The sequence below is a fragment of the Novosphingobium resinovorum genome, from assembly GCF_036352595.1.
GTDB lineage: Bacteria > Pseudomonadota > Alphaproteobacteria > Sphingomonadales > Sphingomonadaceae > Novosphingobium > Novosphingobium resinovorum_B.
Map to the genome: position 1 here is coordinate 149,572 of NZ_JAZFAX010000008.1, position 15,993 is coordinate 165,564.

The 15,993-nt window shown below is 63.8% G+C and carries 21 protein-coding genes; 13 read left to right on the forward strand and 8 right to left on the reverse strand.

The annotated features are described in order from the left end of the window. Window positions 1-6 precede the first annotated feature (6 nt). From V2S85_RS10395 to V2S85_RS10415, 5 genes are all read right to left on the reverse strand, one after another. Window positions 7-954: a hypothetical protein gene (locus V2S85_RS10395; protein WP_330702781.1), complete on the reverse strand. Its 948-nt coding sequence runs from the start codon at window positions 952-954 to the stop codon at window positions 7-9. Between the two features lie 10 nt (window positions 955-964). Beyond that, the gene (locus V2S85_RS10400) at window positions 965-2,218 is read right to left on the reverse strand and encodes a three-Cys-motif partner protein TcmP (RefSeq protein ID WP_330702782.1); all 1,254 of its coding nucleotides are present in this window, start codon (window positions 2,216-2,218) and stop codon (window positions 965-967) included. 33 nt (window positions 2,219-2,251) lie between these two features. Continuing rightward, window positions 2,252-3,034 (reverse strand): phage Gp37/Gp68 family protein, encoded by a 783-nt coding sequence (locus V2S85_RS10405; protein WP_330702783.1) that lies wholly within the window; start codon window positions 3,032-3,034, stop codon window positions 2,252-2,254. A 105-nt stretch (window positions 3,035-3,139) separates the two neighbouring features. Further along, entirely contained in the window at window positions 3,140-3,463 is a 324-nt protein-coding gene (locus tag V2S85_RS10410) for a transcriptional regulator (protein WP_330702784.1), read from the reverse strand. 4 nt (window positions 3,464-3,467) lie between these two features. Then, window positions 3,468-3,812, reverse strand: a complete 345-nt coding sequence (locus V2S85_RS10415) for a type II toxin-antitoxin system RelE/ParE family toxin (protein ID WP_330702785.1) — start codon at window positions 3,810-3,812, stop codon at window positions 3,468-3,470. A gap of 467 nt (window positions 3,813-4,279) precedes the next feature. On the opposite strand from V2S85_RS10415, the gene V2S85_RS10420 reads away from it, so the two are divergent. Together V2S85_RS10420 and V2S85_RS10425 are read left to right on the forward strand one after the other, a co-directional pair. Further along, window positions 4,280-6,364: a ParB/RepB/Spo0J family partition protein gene (locus V2S85_RS10420; RefSeq protein WP_330702786.1), complete on the forward strand. Its 2,085-nt coding sequence runs from the start codon at window positions 4,280-4,282 to the stop codon at window positions 6,362-6,364. A 103-nt stretch (window positions 6,365-6,467) separates the two neighbouring features. After that, window positions 6,468-6,692 (forward strand): hypothetical protein, encoded by a 225-nt coding sequence (locus V2S85_RS10425; RefSeq protein ID WP_330702787.1) that lies wholly within the window; start codon window positions 6,468-6,470, stop codon window positions 6,690-6,692. 79 nt (window positions 6,693-6,771) lie between these two features. Here the strand turns inward: V2S85_RS10425 and V2S85_RS10430 are convergent, their stop codons facing one another. Next, window positions 6,772-7,572, reverse strand: a complete 801-nt coding sequence (locus V2S85_RS10430; RefSeq protein WP_330702788.1) for a TIGR02391 family protein — start codon at window positions 7,570-7,572, stop codon at window positions 6,772-6,774. Window positions 7,573-7,946: 374 nt separating this feature from the next. Between V2S85_RS10430 and V2S85_RS10435 the strand changes: the two genes are divergently transcribed. Beyond that, window positions 7,947-8,246, forward strand: coding sequence for a DUF736 domain-containing protein (locus tag V2S85_RS10435; RefSeq protein ID WP_330702789.1), 300 nt, complete (start codon window positions 7,947-7,949; stop codon window positions 8,244-8,246). Between the two features lie 104 nt (window positions 8,247-8,350). Here V2S85_RS10435 and V2S85_RS10440 read toward each other — a convergent pair whose 3' ends face one another. Continuing rightward, window positions 8,351-8,626 carry an HU family DNA-binding protein gene (locus V2S85_RS10440; RefSeq protein WP_330702790.1) on the reverse strand — a complete coding sequence of 92 codons (276 nt, stop codon included), beginning with the start codon at window positions 8,624-8,626 and terminating at the stop codon, window positions 8,351-8,353. Between the two features lie 101 nt (window positions 8,627-8,727). Further along, window positions 8,728-9,018 carry a hypothetical protein gene (locus V2S85_RS10445; RefSeq protein WP_330702791.1) on the reverse strand — a complete coding sequence of 97 codons (291 nt, stop codon included), beginning with the start codon at window positions 9,016-9,018 and terminating at the stop codon, window positions 8,728-8,730. Window positions 9,019-9,364: 346 nt separating this feature from the next. Here V2S85_RS10445 and V2S85_RS10450 point away from each other — a divergent pair, with 346 nt between their 5' ends. From V2S85_RS10450 to V2S85_RS10495, 10 genes are all read left to right on the forward strand, one after another. After that, entirely contained in the window at window positions 9,365-10,207 is an 843-nt protein-coding gene (locus V2S85_RS10450) for a DUF932 domain-containing protein (RefSeq protein WP_330702792.1), read from the forward strand. A gap of 228 nt (window positions 10,208-10,435) precedes the next feature. Then, window positions 10,436-10,687, forward strand: coding sequence for a helix-turn-helix transcriptional regulator (locus V2S85_RS10455; protein ID WP_330702793.1), 252 nt, complete (start codon window positions 10,436-10,438; stop codon window positions 10,685-10,687). Between the two features lie 138 nt (window positions 10,688-10,825). Continuing rightward, on the forward strand, window positions 10,826-11,089 hold the full coding sequence (locus tag V2S85_RS10460; RefSeq protein WP_330702794.1) for a DNA -binding domain-containing protein: 264 nt from the start codon (window positions 10,826-10,828) through the stop codon (window positions 11,087-11,089). 159 nt (window positions 11,090-11,248) lie between these two features. Continuing rightward, the gene (locus tag V2S85_RS10465; protein ID WP_330702795.1) at window positions 11,249-12,040 is read left to right on the forward strand and encodes a DUF2285 domain-containing protein; all 792 of its coding nucleotides are present in this window, start codon (window positions 11,249-11,251) and stop codon (window positions 12,038-12,040) included. Window positions 12,041-12,149: 109 nt separating this feature from the next. Then, window positions 12,150-12,416: a helix-turn-helix domain-containing protein gene (locus V2S85_RS10470; protein ID WP_330702796.1), complete on the forward strand. Its 267-nt coding sequence runs from the start codon at window positions 12,150-12,152 to the stop codon at window positions 12,414-12,416. Between the two features lie 7 nt (window positions 12,417-12,423). Beyond that, entirely contained in the window at window positions 12,424-13,311 is an 888-nt protein-coding gene (locus V2S85_RS10475; protein WP_330702842.1) for a replication initiator protein A, read from the forward strand. Between the two features lie 272 nt (window positions 13,312-13,583). Further along, complete coding sequence (locus V2S85_RS10480; RefSeq protein ID WP_419198186.1) at window positions 13,584-14,105, forward strand: DUF2840 domain-containing protein; 522 nt, start codon at window positions 13,584-13,586, stop codon at window positions 14,103-14,105. Further along, a complete protein-coding gene (locus V2S85_RS10485) occupies window positions 14,102-14,716 on the forward strand; it encodes a S26 family signal peptidase (protein ID WP_330702797.1) in 615 nt (204 codons plus the stop codon). The genes V2S85_RS10480 and V2S85_RS10485 overlap by 4 nt, the downstream gene beginning before the upstream one ends. Beyond that, complete coding sequence (locus V2S85_RS10490; protein WP_330702798.1) at window positions 14,697-15,029, forward strand: DUF736 domain-containing protein; 333 nt, start codon at window positions 14,697-14,699, stop codon at window positions 15,027-15,029. Before V2S85_RS10485 ends, V2S85_RS10490 begins: the two co-directional genes overlap by 20 nt. Next, window positions 15,013-15,786 (forward strand): lytic transglycosylase domain-containing protein, encoded by a 774-nt coding sequence (locus V2S85_RS10495; RefSeq protein ID WP_330702799.1) that lies wholly within the window; start codon window positions 15,013-15,015, stop codon window positions 15,784-15,786. The genes V2S85_RS10490 and V2S85_RS10495 overlap by 17 nt, the downstream gene beginning before the upstream one ends. Window positions 15,787-15,993 lie beyond the last annotated feature (207 nt).

The window sequence follows — 15,993 nt, forward strand, 5'->3', positions numbered from 1 at the left end:
ACGTGGTCATGCAACCGAGACATCGAAGGGTGGCCAAGCTCGACGGAACGTCTGCAATGCCTTGGTTCGGGCCTCGTCCAAAGCGCAGGCAGCGCGATGATCGACCATGAAAACAGGACAGTTTGGATCGTCGCAGGAACAGTGACGGATACTCTGATCGGCAAGATGGCGTTTGAAGGTCTGGCGAATTTCATCCAGCTCGCGCACGACTTTAGTCAATTTTGCCCGCGTCCCGGCATCTCGCAGGGTGTGCAGCGATGGCAATCGACGAATTTCGGCGCCCTCGCGCGTTCGCCAGATTCCCGTGTTGAGCGCGCCGATCGTATCCTCGATCGCCTGCTGAAAAGCAGGTAGCGAGCTTTCTGCCTGGAACGGCGTTCGGAAAGCTGGCCGTTCGAACACCGCGGCCATGATCCGAAGCGTGTCCTCGTCAGACAGGTCAGGAAAGTCATCGACGAACCGGCGCAGTTCGCTCTCGGCATCGGGAAAGACGACGCCGTTGACGAACCGCTGAAGCAAAAATTCGGCACGCAGCCGAAGTGCCTCTTCGAACTCGACACCCGACCAGATATCGACATTCAGGATGCCGAGCTTGCGGCCAGCGGCTCGTACCCGATCGCGCTGGTCACTCGAAACGGCGCCCCGACAGACAAATTTGAAGGCGTCCGGCACGCCGCTTGGGGCACTACAAGCCTTTCCCATGTCGCGTGTGGCTTTCGCTTCGGTGAGACTGGCCCGATTGACGCACTGGATCACCGTGTTGCGCGGTTGCCAATCCTCGAAGGGCTCGATGCCGACAATATCCCGACCAAGGTCGCTGCCCGTCTGGCCATGCCACGCGAGATCGCTCCAGCCCGCGCGCAAATGATAGGCAAAGACCAGGCGCTCGAAATCTTGCCCGCCGAAATCCTCGAAATGGACCGGCCTGACGGTGCGAGCGATGATGTTGGTCATGACGCCGCCCTCATTTCCGCGGCTCCGCTCTGAGGAACATCGGGTAGAAACTCGTTTGCGGCTTGAGCTTGAGCATATCCCCAATGGCGATGGTGTTCGCCTTGCGCCGCTCACCCCCGGCGGGTGTTATCACCTCAACGTCGGGATTTTCGATGATTGCGCTATGCACATCATCCGTGTGCGCCGGCGTCGTATTGTAGATGCTCTCGTAAAAGTCGCCCACGCCGATAACATCGCCGGACCCGGAAATAAGCTTGGGAATGTCCGTCAGAAGCTGGGTCTTCGCCGCTTCGCGGCCGGAGAGATCGAAGAGATATAATGATCCATCTTCGTGGCTCGGATCATAGCTCAGCATATTGAGGCCCGACCGGCCAAAATGGGCCTGGGCACTGCTATTTTCGTGCAGGATGTTGTTATAGACCTGACGCGCTCGGTAGAAATTGCCGAAGTGGATCAGCCAATATCGCCATCCATCGGGATTGTTGATCGAGAATGGACTGACGAAGGGCGCGCAGGTCCGGAAGGTTTCGAACACCAGTCGCTCGGCGGCGCCCAGCCAATTGCTCTTGCTCATCGCACCATTGAGCGTGCCTAGATTGGCGGCATCGATGTCGAAGGGGCGGAGCTGGGCTGCGAGCTGGACCGGGTCCGACTTCTGCAGGAAAGACACCAGCGCCTCGATCGCGAAGGTGTAGAAGATTTCGACCGAGTGATAGGAGCGCATGATGTCGAGCAGCGTTTGACGCTGAACATGGCTATGGCCGCACTGGTCCAGGTTGAAGAGGACGTTGCGGTAACGACCCTGATCGAGCAGCGCCTTCATCTGCGGATAAACGACCTCGAACGCCTCGGTCAGATACGCGATGCGCAGATGAAGCTTCGGGACATTCTCCACGATCTCCGCTTGCAAAGGCGCGATGTTCGCCTTCAGCGCCTCGATCGCATCTCGGTTCTGATCGTTCAGGATCAGCAGGCATTCGATCTCGATAAGCCCGATGCCCTGCGCCGCGCGCTGGATATTGACCGTCTCGATCGCCCGCTTCAATTCCTCAACGAAGATCAGAGGCGAGCCGGCAGTGCCGCACTGATAACGACCGCCTCCAGCGAACCCATCGACGATCGCCAGGCGGAACCGTTCCTGCTGTGGAAGTTTGCAGCGGACAGTCAGATATTCGGCGAAATACTCCCGAAGTATCTTGTGTTTGCGCCGCGAATGATCCTCCAGCGTCGCACCATCAGCCCACTCGTACGGCTTTTCCGCCATCCTGCCCCCTTACCAACGCCGTTCCCCTTGTGACTATACGGCGCCCGCAAAGGCGGACGGCATTTCATCCCAGGTTTGCCCGCGATATTCTCGACCGTTGGCTTTCTTCGACCGGCGCTTATTGTCTTTGCCCCACGTTCCCCACTGCTTGAAGAAAAAAGCAGTTTCGTATTCCGCGCACTGGTCATGGATTTGATCGATCCATTCTTCCCGAATCGGCCGAGCCGATCGGCCACTCTCGCCACCCACGATAGCCCAGTGGATATCGGACAGATCGACGTCCCCGACGGGACCAATCAGTGGTTCGAACGACAGGAAGCGAATGGCTGCCGGCACTGTTCGAAGATGATCGATCCTGTCCACAACATCCGCATCTTCGACACTGGTCCCCAACCACACATTCGGCAGGATATCCTTGATCTGCGTCGAGACGATAGACGCCATGCGCTCAGGGCGTTTGGTGAGAATCTGGTAATTATGGTGAGGCGTTTCGCGCATGACACGCCACACTTCGAGGATGAAGGCATCGCTCACCTGTTCATGAAACAGATCGCTCATGGAATTGACGAATATCTTCCGCGATTTCTTCCAACGATGGGGAATGGAGAGCGAAGCCGGATCTTCTCGGACGACGCCGCTCCAGATGGTGCGCTTGCCACTTTGCCGGGTCAGTCCGGCATATTTCTCCATGCGCATCGCTTCGAGCCGCTTCGCCATCTCCATCGCATAGCAGTTCGTGCAGCCGGCGCTGATGATCGAGCAGCCGGCGACGGGATTCCAAGTGGCGTCCGTCCATTCAATCTGCGTTTCAGCCATGCCGATCTCGCTGCACCGTCCGGGCGTGAATTCGTGCGTCGATCACCCGTCGCGCGGCACTTACATCAATCGGAACATAATGGGAACACATAGAATAGCCGAGGCTCATGCGGCTTCCACCGCGTGAGCCTGGATATCGACACCAAGCCGCTTGCGGACGGCGCCGAAGATCGCCGCGAGGTTATCCATGCTCGGATTGCCCTTTTCGGAAAGCATCCGATGAAGGCTCTTGCTGGGTCTGTTCGTCTCGACGGCCAGTGTCTCAAAGCCCACCGACGCGTTTACCAGATCTCGCAGGATCAGCCGCGCTGTATTGGGCTCGCCATTGAGGAACAGCGTCGCTGCTTCATCGAGCATCGCTTTGGCGAAAGCCGGATCACGCGCCGCGCGCTCCTTCACCGTCTCCTTGAAATCGCGTGTCAGTTCCATGTCGTCATCTCCTGCCCGATGGCTTCGCAACCGCTTTTTTTCGGGCCTTGTATTCTGCCAGCAACGCACCTGCCCGATCGATGTCGGCCTGTTGCCGCTTCTTCGTTCCGCCCACAAACAGGATAATGAGGGCATCACCGTCCTGCGCGAGGTAAAGGCGATAGCCTGGGCCCCAATCGATCCGATATTCGCCGAGCCCGCCACCGATCCATTTGACGTTCGACGTGTTGCCCATCTCCAACCGCAGCGTCGCCGTGGCGACTTTGGCGGCGGCTTGAGGATCGAGATCACCGAACCATGATCCGAATGGGTTTGAGCCATCCTCCCGAATATATTCCTGAACTATCATCTCATGATCCAACGAGTAACATATAAGTTACCGCCTGTCCAGCGGGATGTGACGGTGTCTGCCGTCGCAAGTAGCGGACGCTTCCCTGCGGGACCAGCGCTCTATCTCCGCTTCGCTCCGACCGAACGCCCTACGGGGTTTCGTCCTGTCGGTGATGATCGCCGAGCGTGTCGGCGTTTTCACGCCGATCCGTAAATCCGTATCCACGGATTGCGCCTCTACGATGGCATGGAGATCGGGCCAGGGCGTGCGCCGGCCCGATCGCGTTTTGGTCGTTGCACTCCCGTGATGGGGTGGGCGTCGCTTCCCTTTAGGCCCGCCGCGCCGGGCCGCAACGCGCGTGCCGCGCTTACCTCCTCTGCGTTCCGGCCCTGCGGGTGCTGCCCGGCTCTGCTGGCGGGCCTGCCGGTCGCTCTTTCGCCGCCCACCCCATTCCGGGGTGCGTGTGGTTTTGAAGGAGAAGTGTGATGAACGCTGTTACCGAAACCGTTGCCGCCGAGCCTGTGTCCGGCATCGAGATTTTCGTGCCGCTCGCCAAGCTCAAAAAGTCCCCGCGCAATGCCCGCAAGGTGCCGCATGGGGAAGCCGCCATCGAGGCGCTGGCCGCGAGTATCCAGCACAAGGGGCTGATCCAGAACCTTGTCATCGAGCCGGAGGCCAAGGAGGACGGGACGCCGACCGGCTATTATCTCGTCACCGCTGGCGAAGGCCGCAGGCTGGCGATGCTGCTGCGCGCCAAGCGCAAGCAGATCAAGAAATCGGAACCCGTGCGCTGCTGGCTGGATACGCAGAACGATCCGTCCGAGATCAGTCTGGACGAGAACGTCACCCGGACGCCGATGCACCCCGCCGACCAGTTCGAGCGGTTCGCGGAGCTTTCCAACGACAAGGGTTGGGGCGCGCAAGAGATCGGCGCGCGGTTCGGCGTGTCGGCCGCTGTGGTGAAGCAGCGGCTTCGCCTTGGCGCTGTCAGCCCGAAGCTGTTGCAGGTCTATCGGGAGGATGGGCTTACGCTGGACCAGTTGATGGCCTTCGCGATCACCGAGGATCACGCCCGGCAGGAGCAGGTGTTCGAGGGTCTGCACCATAATCGCGAGCCGTGGATCATCCGGCGCGACATGACCGCCAGCAATGTTCCGGCGACTGACCGGCGCGCGGTGTTCGTCGGGGCCGACGCCTATGTCGAGGCGGGCGGCAATATCATCCGTGACCTGTTCAGCGAGGACCGGGGCGGGTTTTTCGAGGATGCGGGCTTGCTCGACATGCTTGCTATCGAGAAGCTGCGCGAGATCGCCGGGACCGTGCAGGCCGAGGGCTGGACATGGGCCGAGGCACATATCGACTATCCCCACGCGCATGGCATGCGGCGCTTCTATCCCGAGCCGGTCGCGTTGACCGACGAGGACGAGGCGCGGCTTGAGGCCCTGTCCACCGAGCATGACGAACTGGCCGAAGGTTATTCGTCCTATGACGAGATGCCCCAGGACATGGCCGAAAAGCTGGAGGCGATTTCCGACGAGATCGACGCCATATCCGAGAAGCGTTCCGCCTACGACGCCAATGTGATCGCGCATGGCGGCGTGTTCGTGGTGCTGAACCATGATGGCGTTCCCCGTCTCGAGCGCGGTTTCGTCCGTCCCGAGGATGAGGCGTTGGCCGACCCGCAGCCCGAGGATGCGGGCGAAGGGCCTGACGCCATCGACCCGGATGCCGTCGAGGACGAGCGGGCCGAGCACGGCGACGAGGACGAACAGGAGATCGAGGAAGAGGACGAGGAACCGGGCAAGCCGATTTCCGACAGCCTCAACCGCGACCTGTCCGCCTATCGGACGCTGGCGCTTCGCGTCGGGCTGGCCGAGCGGCCCGATCTGGCGCTGATCGCCCTGACCCACACGCTCACGGCGCAGTTGTTCTACAGCTATGCCGAGGCCGGTTGCCTTGAGGTTCGTCCGACCGTGACGCCGTTGGGGAGCCATGCGGACGGGATCGAGGACACCCCGTTGGCAGTGCGGGCGAGCGACGCGCATGAGGCATGGGCCAAACGGATGCCGCGTGATGTGGCGGACCTGTGGAGCTTCATCGTCGGGCTGGACGATGCGCAGCGGCTGGCATTGCTGGCGCATTGCGCGTCCCGCACCGTCAACGCTCTGCGCCTGCCGTGGGACCGCAAGCCCCGGTCGCTGCAAACCGCCGACAGGCTGGCAACCGCGTTGGCGCTGGACATGGCAAAGGACTGGACGCCGACCGTGGATAGCTACCTTGGCCGCGTCACCAAGGCGCATATCGTGGCGGCGGTGACCGAAGGCGTGTCGGACGATGTCGCCCGCCGCATCGCGGACATGAAGAAGCCGGATATGGCGCACGCCGCCGAGCAGCTTCTGGCCGGGACCGGATGGTTGCCCGCGATCCTGCGGACCCCCGAGCCGGAGGCAAAGCAGCCCGTACCTGTCGAGCAGGAGGACGCCGGGACGGCGGAGCAGCCGTCCGAAGCCGAGGCCCCCGAAGCGCGAGCGGGGGACGATGAAGCCGCCTATGCCGTCGCCGCCGAATAGCGGCATCTGGGCCGGGATCGCGCAAACGGTTCCGGCCCTTCTTTCCTTTGCAACTGTCGCGCTGGCTGGGCCAGCGCGACAGTTGCCAACAAGGAGGCCCGTCATGCGCCGCTTGTTCCGCGTCATCGCCCGCCGCAACAACCAGCCGGGACGGCTATGCTGCATCCGCTGCGGAGAGCCGATCAACGATTTTTCCGAGGATCGCATCGTCACCCACGATTATGTTCTGGACGGTTGCGCCGCCTTCGTGGTCGAGCATCGGGCCTGCATTGGCCGCCCCCTGTTCAACCCGGCGGCGGCGCGGCGCTGGGGCGAAGCGCAGCGCTGATTTCGCCATACCCCTTTCGGTAGGGTCCAAAAAATCGCGGCCGCGCCCCGCCGGGCGCGACCGCGATGCTGTTGGGGGTTCAGGGGCGGGGCGGCATATGAGCGGCATCGAGCCGCCGATGGATCAGCGATACGAGCGTCAGAAGATCTTCGGCATCGGTCTTTGTCATCGGCCAGTGGATGCGCGCTTCGTGGGCGGTCGGATTGCGGAACATGCCGAAGACGCCCTTGATGAGATTAGCGAAACCGCTTTGCTCGCTCCGCTCGCTGGCTGTTCCTCGCGGGTTGATCGCGAGCATAGGCGGCTCGCCGCCGAGCGCCCGGTCCAGCAGCGTCCCGCCATCATCGGTCAGGCCCGTCCGCGCCCGTATCTTGTCGGCGACGCTTTTGACCGCCTCCTGGACGGCATGGAAATAATCGTCGGCCAATAGTTCGGCCCGGCAGAAGCGCAGCACGTCGGCATGGACGCCGCGCGTTTCCAGATCGGTGCGCAACTCCTTCGCGCGGCGTTGCGCTTCCGGCAGCGTCGTCGCCTGTTCAGCCGCCTCAATCTTTCCCGCTTCGTTGACAACCAGCCCCGCGAAGGCGAGCGCCAGGTTGAGACTGGCGCGCATCGGCTCGTAACGATGCGGTTCGCGGCTATACCGTGCCGGGCGCATCGCATGGCGGATGAAGCCCAGGATGCGCGTGCGATCCTGCCGGGCGTTCTGGCTTTCGGCGAAGGCCGTATAGATACGGTGGCGTTTGGTGATCTCACCGGGATCGCTCATCTGGCAGGTCGCAATCAGCATCGCGATCTCCGTCCCCTTCAGGCCCGTGTCCGTGTCGCCGAGCGCGCCGGCAATGGCTTCGAGCTGGTCCTGCGAGAACAGTTTCGTCACGTCATCCCCCGAATCTTCACGGCCTCCCTGGGTTATCGTCTGCGCACCTTGGAACGTAGGCCGAACATGGCGCAAGTCTGCTGGCGGAACTGCCGACAGATACGCCAACCCCTCTCTCATCGACTTGCTGGCGGGCCACACCCACGGCCTCTCCAAACGCTGGTCTGGCCGAAGCCCGATCGCCTCCCCGCAAGGGCGCCATCCGGCTTTTTTCCGCCGCGCACAGCGCTTTGCATCGCGAAGCAAAAAAGCCGTCCTCTGCCCAACCTCCACTGCGTTCCGGCCGCAAACGGTGCGGGTCGATCGGACCCCGGCCGACGCCGAGCCATCGAGGCCGCGCGATGGGCGTGGCCCGAGCAAATGGAGAATGCAACATGGCTACCATCGGTACCTTCACCGCCAACAGCAAAGGCGAGTTCACCGGCGTCATCAAGACGCTCACTCTCAACACCAAGGCCGTTTTCCGCTCCGTCGAGAAGGACGGCGAAAAGTCCCCGGACTTTCGCGTCAGCGTCGGCGACATGGACATCGGCGCCGCCTGGAAGAAGACCAGCCGCGAAGGCCGCGACTATATCTCCGTCAAGCTGGACGATCCGAGCTTCCCAGCTCCCGTCTATGCCACGCTGTCCGAGACCGACACCGCCGGCGAATACGCCCTCATCTGGTCGCGTTGATCCGCAACCGGCGCCCCGCCATCTGGCGGGGCGCCTTGCGCTTGTTCAATGTGCAACGCGCCGCAGTGCGGGCGCGCAACCATATCGATAGAGCGACCACAAACTCAGCCGTTGAGCTTGTCCTTGACCGCCTTCGCCGGGGTGAAAGCTAACTTTTTCGACGCCGTGATTGTTATTGCCGCGCCGGTCGCAGGATTGCGACCCTCGCGCGCGGGACTGTCCTTCACCTTGAACTTGCCGAAGCCGTTGAGCGACACTTCCTCGCCCTTGGCGGCGGCGTCGCCGATCGCGGTGAAGACCGCATCCACCAGCTTTTTGGCGTCGGCTTTGGAGACGCCGTGGTCGGTAACCAGTCTTTCGGCGATGTCGGCATTATTCATAGATATTCCTTCGAACTGTCGTTGCATGCGCTGCGGCATCTCTCAACTATCTGCAAATCCCCATCCACGATCAAGCACGCTCGACTCCGGCCTATGAGAACTCAATGGCGTACCGGCTCTTCAGAGCCGTCCGGTTGCGACAATATGATGGCCTCACGACGGTCCTGGAGCCGCTTTTTCAGCGCCCCGACCGCCGACTGCTCGGCTGCGGTCAACTTACAGCCCATCAACTCCCGGAGGATGCTGTCGATCAACATCGGCGCCCCAAGCAATGGTGCGACAAGATCGGAATCGTCGCTCGGCAGATATTGATCCAACATATCCAGACCGCGGAACCATAAATCACACACCTCCAGCAAGTCGCGCACATAGCCATCCCGGTCGACCGTCACGGTGCATCTCCTGTGATTTGCTCGCGATGCCGCGAATCAGCCTCATCGTCTGCCCGAACGATAACGTCCCGACCCCAGGCCACTATCCCTCTAGATAGAGGGTTGCACACGGAACCGCTCCGCGTTTGCGCTTGATTGGCACCACTGGCGTGGCGCCCTGTTGCTTAGGGCCAGCCCCCAGCGCCCTCCGGATCGGCTTCCGCCCAGCTTCCTCCACGCGTGCCGCGTTCCGTGCAGCCGGTTCCCCGCGAAGCCGCCCACTCCGGTTGCACCCCCGGTCTCGCCGACGGGCAGGGTTTCAGCGCGGCGCTCCGCTGCGCGGAAACCCAAGCCCATGGAGGCCCAAATGCACTATCAGCTTGCCACCCGGTTCGGCCGGAACGCCCATCAGATCAGCGGCCGGGAACCGCTCGACAACGAGGCGCTCTATCGCCACGTCCCGTCCATCTTCGCCCGCGAGGCGCACGACAGCCGTTCCGATCGCTATGTCTATGTCCCGACCATCGACATCGTGGAGGGGTTGCGTCGGGAAGGATGGTCGCCGTTCTTCGCGGTCCAGTCCGTTCCGCGCGACGGCAGCCGCCACGGCCACGCCAAGCATATGCTTCGCCTGCGCCGGGACGATGGCATCGGCAAGCCGGAGGCCGCCGAAGTCATCATCGTCAACAGCCATGACGGGACCAGCGCTTATCAGATGTTCGCCGGAATGCTGCGGTTCGTCTGCACCAACAGCATGATCGCGGGCGAGCGGTTCGAGGAGGTGCGCGTGCCGCACAAAGGCAATATCGAGCACGATATTATCGAGGGCGTCTTCACCGTCGCCGAGGACTTCCCCCGCCTGATCGACGCCAGCGAGTCGATGAAGGCGATCCAGCTTTCGCCGGATGAGCAGCGCTTGCTTGGCGAGGTTAGCCTCGTTGCGCGCTATGGCGACGACGAAAGCCCGGTTCGGCCCGAGCAGATCATCGAGCCGCGCCGCCGTGAGGATGTGGATCGCAGCCTGTGGACCACGTTCAACGTCATTCAAGAGAATGTCGTTCGGGGCGGGTTGCAGGGCCGTAAGCGGAATGCCGAGGGCCGCATTCGCCGCGCGCAGACTCGCGCGATCAATGGCATCGACCAGAATGTGACGCTCAATCGCGCGCTCTGGACGCTGGCCGAAGGGATGCAGCGCCTCAAAGCGGCTTGACCATAACTGCCGCAGGGCCGGAGTTTCCGGCCCTGCGGCTTCGCCATTTGCGCCGATCCGCTGAGGCAGATCGGCGGCGATCGCGCGTCCAAGGTCCGCGCGACCGCGATGGGCGCCTGCGCTCGCCGGGCTCCGCCCGGCTCGCGATATTGCGTTCCGGCTCTCCGAAAGCGACTATAATAGTCGTTTCTATAGCGGATAACGCATCGGTTGTGGAGGTGATCGTACATGATCACTTCCCGCCAGGTGCGGGCCGCTCGTGCGCTTCTCGGTTGGACACAGGAGATGCTTGCAGACAAGGCCCTCGTCGCCCTGACGGCGCTCAAGCGTCTGGAATCGGAGAGCGACCTACCCGTGCGCGACGATACCCGGCATCAAGTCGTCAATGCGCTGAAGTTGGAAGGCATCGAGTTCGTCGATTCGGGTGGCCGTCACGGGGTGCTACTCGCAGCCAGTGCTCAGAGCCCCTTGCGCGAATAATCCGTGAATGCGCGGATACAATTATCCGTATTCCATGCCACAGTCATAGCAAAGCTGGTGCGATTACTCCGCTCCAACATGGTGTATAGCCCCTAAAGCGGAACGCGCGTGCGGGGTGGTTCGGAACGGAGCGAAGCGATGGCAATGGCCCCGTTCGAGGATCATGCTCCCGATGCCGATCATGTCACGGCCTATGACGAGCGCCATCATCGCACCTATTGGCGATTGCTCGACGCGGCGGCCGAGAATGCCGACTGGCGGGAAGTGGCCCAGGTCATTTTCGGCATCGACGCCGCCGCGGACCCGCTGCGTGCCAAGACCATCTACGATACGCATTTGGCGCGTGCGCGGTGGATGTCGGAAACAGGGTATCGGCACTATTTGACGCCTCCGAACGATTAACCTCAACCCCGTCAGACCGTAGCATATTGGGATTCTCGCGGCGGCAACGCTGACTTGAATTGGCTATGCGACCGGTCGGATGCCGGGTCTTCTCGCTGCACCGCTTCCGCCGAACAATTCCTGATCCGCTCCGAGGGAGCGGCATTTGGGAGACCCCGGATGCCGTCAGACACAGACTGGCGCGCCCCGGCAGAGGAAGCTGGGAATGAAGCGCTCCAATATTCCGACATCGCGATCGGCTATCTCAGCCGAAACCCTCGGTACCAAGCCGATTACCGTCGCGCGCTGGGTCGTGTAAGGCGCGGCGCGATCAGCGCCGACGAAGCGACCGGCGCACTGGTCCGACGATGGGGCCTTAGCTTCCACGCGGTGCCAGCGTCGGCGTTCGATCCCAAGCTTGTCGTCATCCGTCCGGAACTGTCGCCCTCCAGCATCGTGCTCGCGCCGGCCCTGCCTGGCTTCCGTTCGGCCCAGCCTCTCAACCTGCCGGCGCTCAGCTCCATCCGGGCGCGAATCGCGTTCGGCGGCTTCGTCCATTTCATCTTGGCCGACCCTGAAGGTGACGAACATTTGTGGATCGCGGGGCCGATCGACGAGCCGCTGGCGCTGATGGTCCCGTATGGTCCCGGTCAACACACGCATATGGCGGCGGCAGAGCGCTTGCGCCGCCGCTTGCTCGGCTTGGCCGCAGGACCACCGGCACTGCGGCCGGGCCCGTCGCGACGCGTCCATCTGCTGACGCTGTTGAAGTTGCTCGACGGGCGGCGCGCGGGCGCCACCCAACGCGAACTGGCGGCTGTCCTGATCGACGCGGCCGTGCGGGACTATGGAGCGGCCGAGTGGTCCGATTGTCGGCAGCGCAAGCGCATCCGACGCTGGTCAGCCGAGGCGGAGGAGTTGATGCAGGGCGGCTACGTCCGCCTGCTGCGCGGCGACCGGCAGGGGACATAGTGCGCCCCCTCTGGCGCTGTCCCTTCTCGGCATAGGGGCCCGCTCGCCACAATGCCCTCCTGTCCGCCGGCCCTGCATCCTGGGTCCGGCTATCGTCAGGAGGACCATCATGGACCATGCCATAGCCGTCACCACGCCGCGCTATCTCAAGACACCCGACGCCGCGATTCATCTCGGCTTGTCCCCGCGCACACTCGAAAAGCATCGCTGCTACGGCACAGGGCCGGTTTACCGCCGCCTCGGCGGCCGGATTGTTTATGCCATCGACGACCTCGAAGCCTGGGCCGCCCTCGGCACCCGTCGCTCGACGTCAGACCCAGGCAACGGTGTCGTCCATCCCGCCAGGCGCTTTCCGGCCACCGGCACGCGCGGCTGATCCGACGATGCTAGCCCGACCCAATAACGGAGCTGTCAGCGCCGAGCGAGCGCAACTCGATCTGTTCCGTTCGATCCCCGGCGACCTTGCGCCGCGCGACGCCCAGGATCTGATGAGCTGGCCGTTCTTCAGCCTCGCCAAGACCAGGCGGATCGCGCCGATCGACTTCCGCATGGGCGAAACCTGGATCATCGTCGAGGCGACACCCGAGCATGGCATGGCGACCATCTGGGACGCCGACGTGCTGATCTGGGCAGCCAGTCAGCTCGTCGAGGCGCGCGACGCCGGGCGACAGACCTCGCGGCTGATGGCGACGACGCCACACGAAATCCTGACCTTCATCGGCCGTGGCACGTCTGTCCGCGACTACGACCGGCTGAAAGCCGCACTCGATCGACTGCAGTCCACCACCGTCGCGACGTCAATTCGCCAGCCGCACCAACGCAGGCGTCATCGCTTTTCGTGGATCAATGAATGGAAGGAGCGGCTCGACGGCTCGGGTCGCCCACTCGGGCTTGAGCTGATCGTGCCGGACTGGTTCTATGCCGGCGTACTCGATCGCGCGCTCGTACTGACGATCGACCGCGCCTATTTCGACCTCACCGGCGGTCTCGAACGCTGGCTCTACCGCATCGTGCGCAAGCATGGCGGAAGGCAGAGCGGCGGCTGGAGCTTCGATCTCAGCCACCTCTATCTCAAGTCCGGAGCGCTCTCACCGTTCAAGCGGTTTGCATTTGAACTGCGCGCCATCGTGCGCCGACAGCCGCTTCCCGGCTACGTTCTGACTCTCGAACAGGCGCTTGGTCGCGAACGGCTGAAATTCGCACCCATCCCTGTCGATCCGCTCGACGCCGCCATGCGCCGTGTCGGCCTCCGGACTGTGGATAAGTCGTGATGGCAGTCGTGCTATCAGGAACCGGCCGAGTCGTGCCATCGGGAACCGCAGAGTCGTGCCATCAGGAACCGGGATGGCCCGCAAACCCGCGGAAATCCTCGCGGAATCGGCTCCCCTCTAACGATGCTAATAGAGAAGAATCCTTCGGATTCTTGCTAACGCGCAACGGGGCTGTGGGCCGCCCAGCCGCATCTCGCTCGCCGGCCTACCGGACGACCGGCCGCCCGCGGGGCGCGCAACCCTGCCCGGAGCCCAACCCTGGAGCGATTCCCATGAACGATAATGGACCGACCGGCGCGCGCGCCGGCCGCATGCTGAACGTACTTGCCGCCGACGGCCTCACCCATGTCGAGCTGACGTGGATCGAGAAGAAGCTGGAGCATTGGATACGCTTCGGCCGCATCGTCCAAGACCGCATCGTGACGCGTCGCACCCGCGTCGTCAGCTTCCGGCCGGGCGCGGTGTTCGCGTTCGTGCGCTGGGCGTCCAACGACTTCGGCACGATCGTGTCGCGTATCGACGTGGTGCAGGCGGTCGCGCCCCGCGAAGCCTATACGACGCTGCCGTTCGTACGGCCGGGTGGCGACATCCTGCTCAAGATCGAGGGCTGGCCCAAGGTCGCGCAGGTACTCGCCGCGATTGACGCGGTGGAGGCGGAGGGCGTCGATCCCTGCGACGCCGCACCCGACCATTGGCGCCACGTCCACAACCGCATCGTCGCCGGCCATCAGCCACGACCCTACACGCTGGAGCGTCATCACGCCTGGCTCAAGCGCCGGGAGATCGAGGGATGACCCGCTTCGGTTATGTCCTTGCGACCGTCTCCGCAGCGGAATTGTTCGCAGCCCTGTTCGTCACGGTCGCGCTCGTGCAACCGCGACCGCGCTTGATCTGGAACGCGAGCGCGAGCGCGCCGATCGGGCTCTACCGGCTCGAACAGGATGCCCATCCGCCAGTCGCTACGCTGGTCGCCATCGTGCCGCCCGCGCCGGTCGCGCGCTGGCTCGCGGCGCGCCGCTATCTCGCCGAGGGCGTGCCGCTGCTGAAGCATGTCGCCGCGCGGCCGGGGCAGCGGATTTGTCGTGCCGGCGCCGTGGTCAGCGTCGATGCCCGGCCGATCGCCGTCGCGCTCTCCCGCGACAGCCGTGGCCGACCGCTACCGATCTGGCGGGGATGCCGGAGGGTCAGATCTGGCGAGCTGCTGCTGCTCAACCCGTCCGTCCGCGACAGCATGGACGGCCGCTATCTCGGCCCTCTGCCCTCCTCGGGACTGCTCGGCCGCGCAATCCCGCTGCTCACTCGCGATGCACCCAGCGCGCCGCTGCGCTGGCGCGGCCTACGCCCTCAACCCGAATCCTCATCCGTCACAGCAAAGGAGACCGGCGATGTCCTCCATGTTCTTTGAACCCACCGCCAACGGCTATGCCGGCCGCGTCCGGCTGTTCGGCATAGACGAAGCGATCGTGCTGATCGCCCTCGATCCCGGCGACGCCGAAAACGCGCCGGACTACCGCGTGCACCTCGACGACTCGGAAGGCCCGGACATCGGCGGCGGCTGGAAACGTGTCAGCGAACGGGCCGGGGATTATATCGCGCTTGAGATCGATAGCCCGCTCTTCGGTGCGCCATTCCGTCCGGTGCTGTTCCAGGCGGACCGCGACGGCCGTGCGCTCAGGCTGTCGTGGAAGCGTCCGCGTCCACGTGACGATCGGGCCTGAGCGCATGTCGCCGCGTCGTTCATCCTCGCGTCGCCGGACTGTTGCGCTGGCGTGGCTGGCCTGTTTCGCCGGCGTGCCCGCGGCGATCCTGACCGCACCGGCCCAAGCGCAAACCGCCCCGTCGTCCGACGCCAATGCGATTGCCCGCCACGTCGCCGATGCCGCGCAACGCTGGGCCATTCCCGAGGCGTGGATATGGGCGGTTATGGGCGTCGAGAGCGCGGGCGATCCCGGCGCGGTGTCGGCCAAGGGCGCGATAGGTCTGATGCAGATCATGCCCGCGACTTGGGCCGCGCTGCGCGTTCGCCATGCCCTCGGAGTCGATCCCTATGACGTGCGCGCCAACATCATGGCGGGCGCGGCCTATCTGCGCGCGATGCTTGATCGCTACGGCGATCCGGCCGCCATGCTCGCCGCCTACAATGCCGGGCCGGGCCGCTATGATGAGTATCTTCGCGGCCGTCCGCTGCCTGCCGAGACGCGCGCCTATGTGGCGAGGCTCGCGCCCGCCATCGGCGCCGCTCCGCCGTCGCAAGCGCATCCCGTCGCCGCCCCGGACCCGCCCGCCTGGACACGTTCAGCGCTGTTCGCGGCGCGCGACGGGATGCTTTCGGATCGCGCTACCGTCGCTGTACAGCCGGTCGATGACGCGCAGCAGAAAGGCGCACCGGAGGGACGCTCGGCTGTCGCGCTGGTCGCCGCCACGTCGCCGTCGCCCGGCCTGTTCGTTCCTCTTTCCGGCCGGTCATCGCAATGAGCGACGGTGGCGTCCTCTGGCGACTTCCCGCGCAAGCCTTCGTGTCGCTGGAAAGGATGAGGGCTGAGGGTCTGAGGGGGGAAGGCGGAGGGCAAGATAAAGGGTGGCAATGTGCGCGGCCATTGCACCCCGGTCGGAGCCTTGTTTTCCAAGGCTTTTGGGCATTGCTGCGCAATGTGCGCGGCGCGCGCGCAATGTGTGGCGCGG

Bases quoted from the DNA above. Each gene is read 5' to 3' on its own strand.
- V2S85_RS10405 (WP_330702783.1), bottom strand. From the start codon at position 3,034: ATGGCTGAAACGCAGATTGAATGGACGGACGCCACTTGGAATCCCGTC.
- V2S85_RS10465 (WP_330702795.1), top strand. From the start codon at position 11,249: ATGCCGTCAGACACAGACTGGCGCGCCCCGGCAGAGGAAGCTGGGAAT.
- V2S85_RS10485 (WP_330702797.1), top strand. From the start codon at position 14,102: ATGACCCGCTTCGGTTATGTCCTTGCGACCGTCTCCGCAGCGGAATTG.
- V2S85_RS10460 (WP_330702794.1), top strand. From the start codon at position 10,826: ATGGCAATGGCCCCGTTCGAGGATCATGCTCCCGATGCCGATCATGTC.
- V2S85_RS10425 (WP_330702787.1), top strand. From the start codon at position 6,468: ATGCGCCGCTTGTTCCGCGTCATCGCCCGCCGCAACAACCAGCCGGGA.
- V2S85_RS10410 (WP_330702784.1), bottom strand. From the start codon at position 3,463: ATGGAACTGACACGCGATTTCAAGGAGACGGTGAAGGAGCGCGCGGCG.
- V2S85_RS10415 (WP_330702785.1), bottom strand. From the start codon at position 3,812: ATGATAGTTCAGGAATATATTCGGGAGGATGGCTCAAACCCATTCGGA.
- V2S85_RS10450 (WP_330702792.1), top strand. From the start codon at position 9,365: ATGCACTATCAGCTTGCCACCCGGTTCGGCCGGAACGCCCATCAGATC.
- V2S85_RS10470 (WP_330702796.1), top strand. From the start codon at position 12,150: ATGGACCATGCCATAGCCGTCACCACGCCGCGCTATCTCAAGACACCC.
- V2S85_RS10475 (WP_330702842.1), top strand. From the start codon at position 12,424: ATGCTAGCCCGACCCAATAACGGAGCTGTCAGCGCCGAGCGAGCGCAA.
- V2S85_RS10420 (WP_330702786.1), top strand. From the start codon at position 4,280: ATGAACGCTGTTACCGAAACCGTTGCCGCCGAGCCTGTGTCCGGCATC.
- V2S85_RS10490 (WP_330702798.1), top strand. From the start codon at position 14,697: ATGTCCTCCATGTTCTTTGAACCCACCGCCAACGGCTATGCCGGCCGC.
- V2S85_RS10480 (WP_419198186.1), top strand. From the start codon at position 13,584: ATGAACGATAATGGACCGACCGGCGCGCGCGCCGGCCGCATGCTGAAC.
- V2S85_RS10400 (WP_330702782.1), bottom strand. From the start codon at position 2,218: ATGGCGGAAAAGCCGTACGAGTGGGCTGATGGTGCGACGCTGGAGGAT.
- V2S85_RS10455 (WP_330702793.1), top strand. From the start codon at position 10,436: ATGATCACTTCCCGCCAGGTGCGGGCCGCTCGTGCGCTTCTCGGTTGG.
- V2S85_RS10395 (WP_330702781.1), bottom strand. From the start codon at position 954: ATGACCAACATCATCGCTCGCACCGTCAGGCCGGTCCATTTCGAGGAT.
- V2S85_RS10435 (WP_330702789.1), top strand. From the start codon at position 7,947: ATGGCTACCATCGGTACCTTCACCGCCAACAGCAAAGGCGAGTTCACC.
- V2S85_RS10440 (WP_330702790.1), bottom strand. From the start codon at position 8,626: ATGAATAATGCCGACATCGCCGAAAGACTGGTTACCGACCACGGCGTC.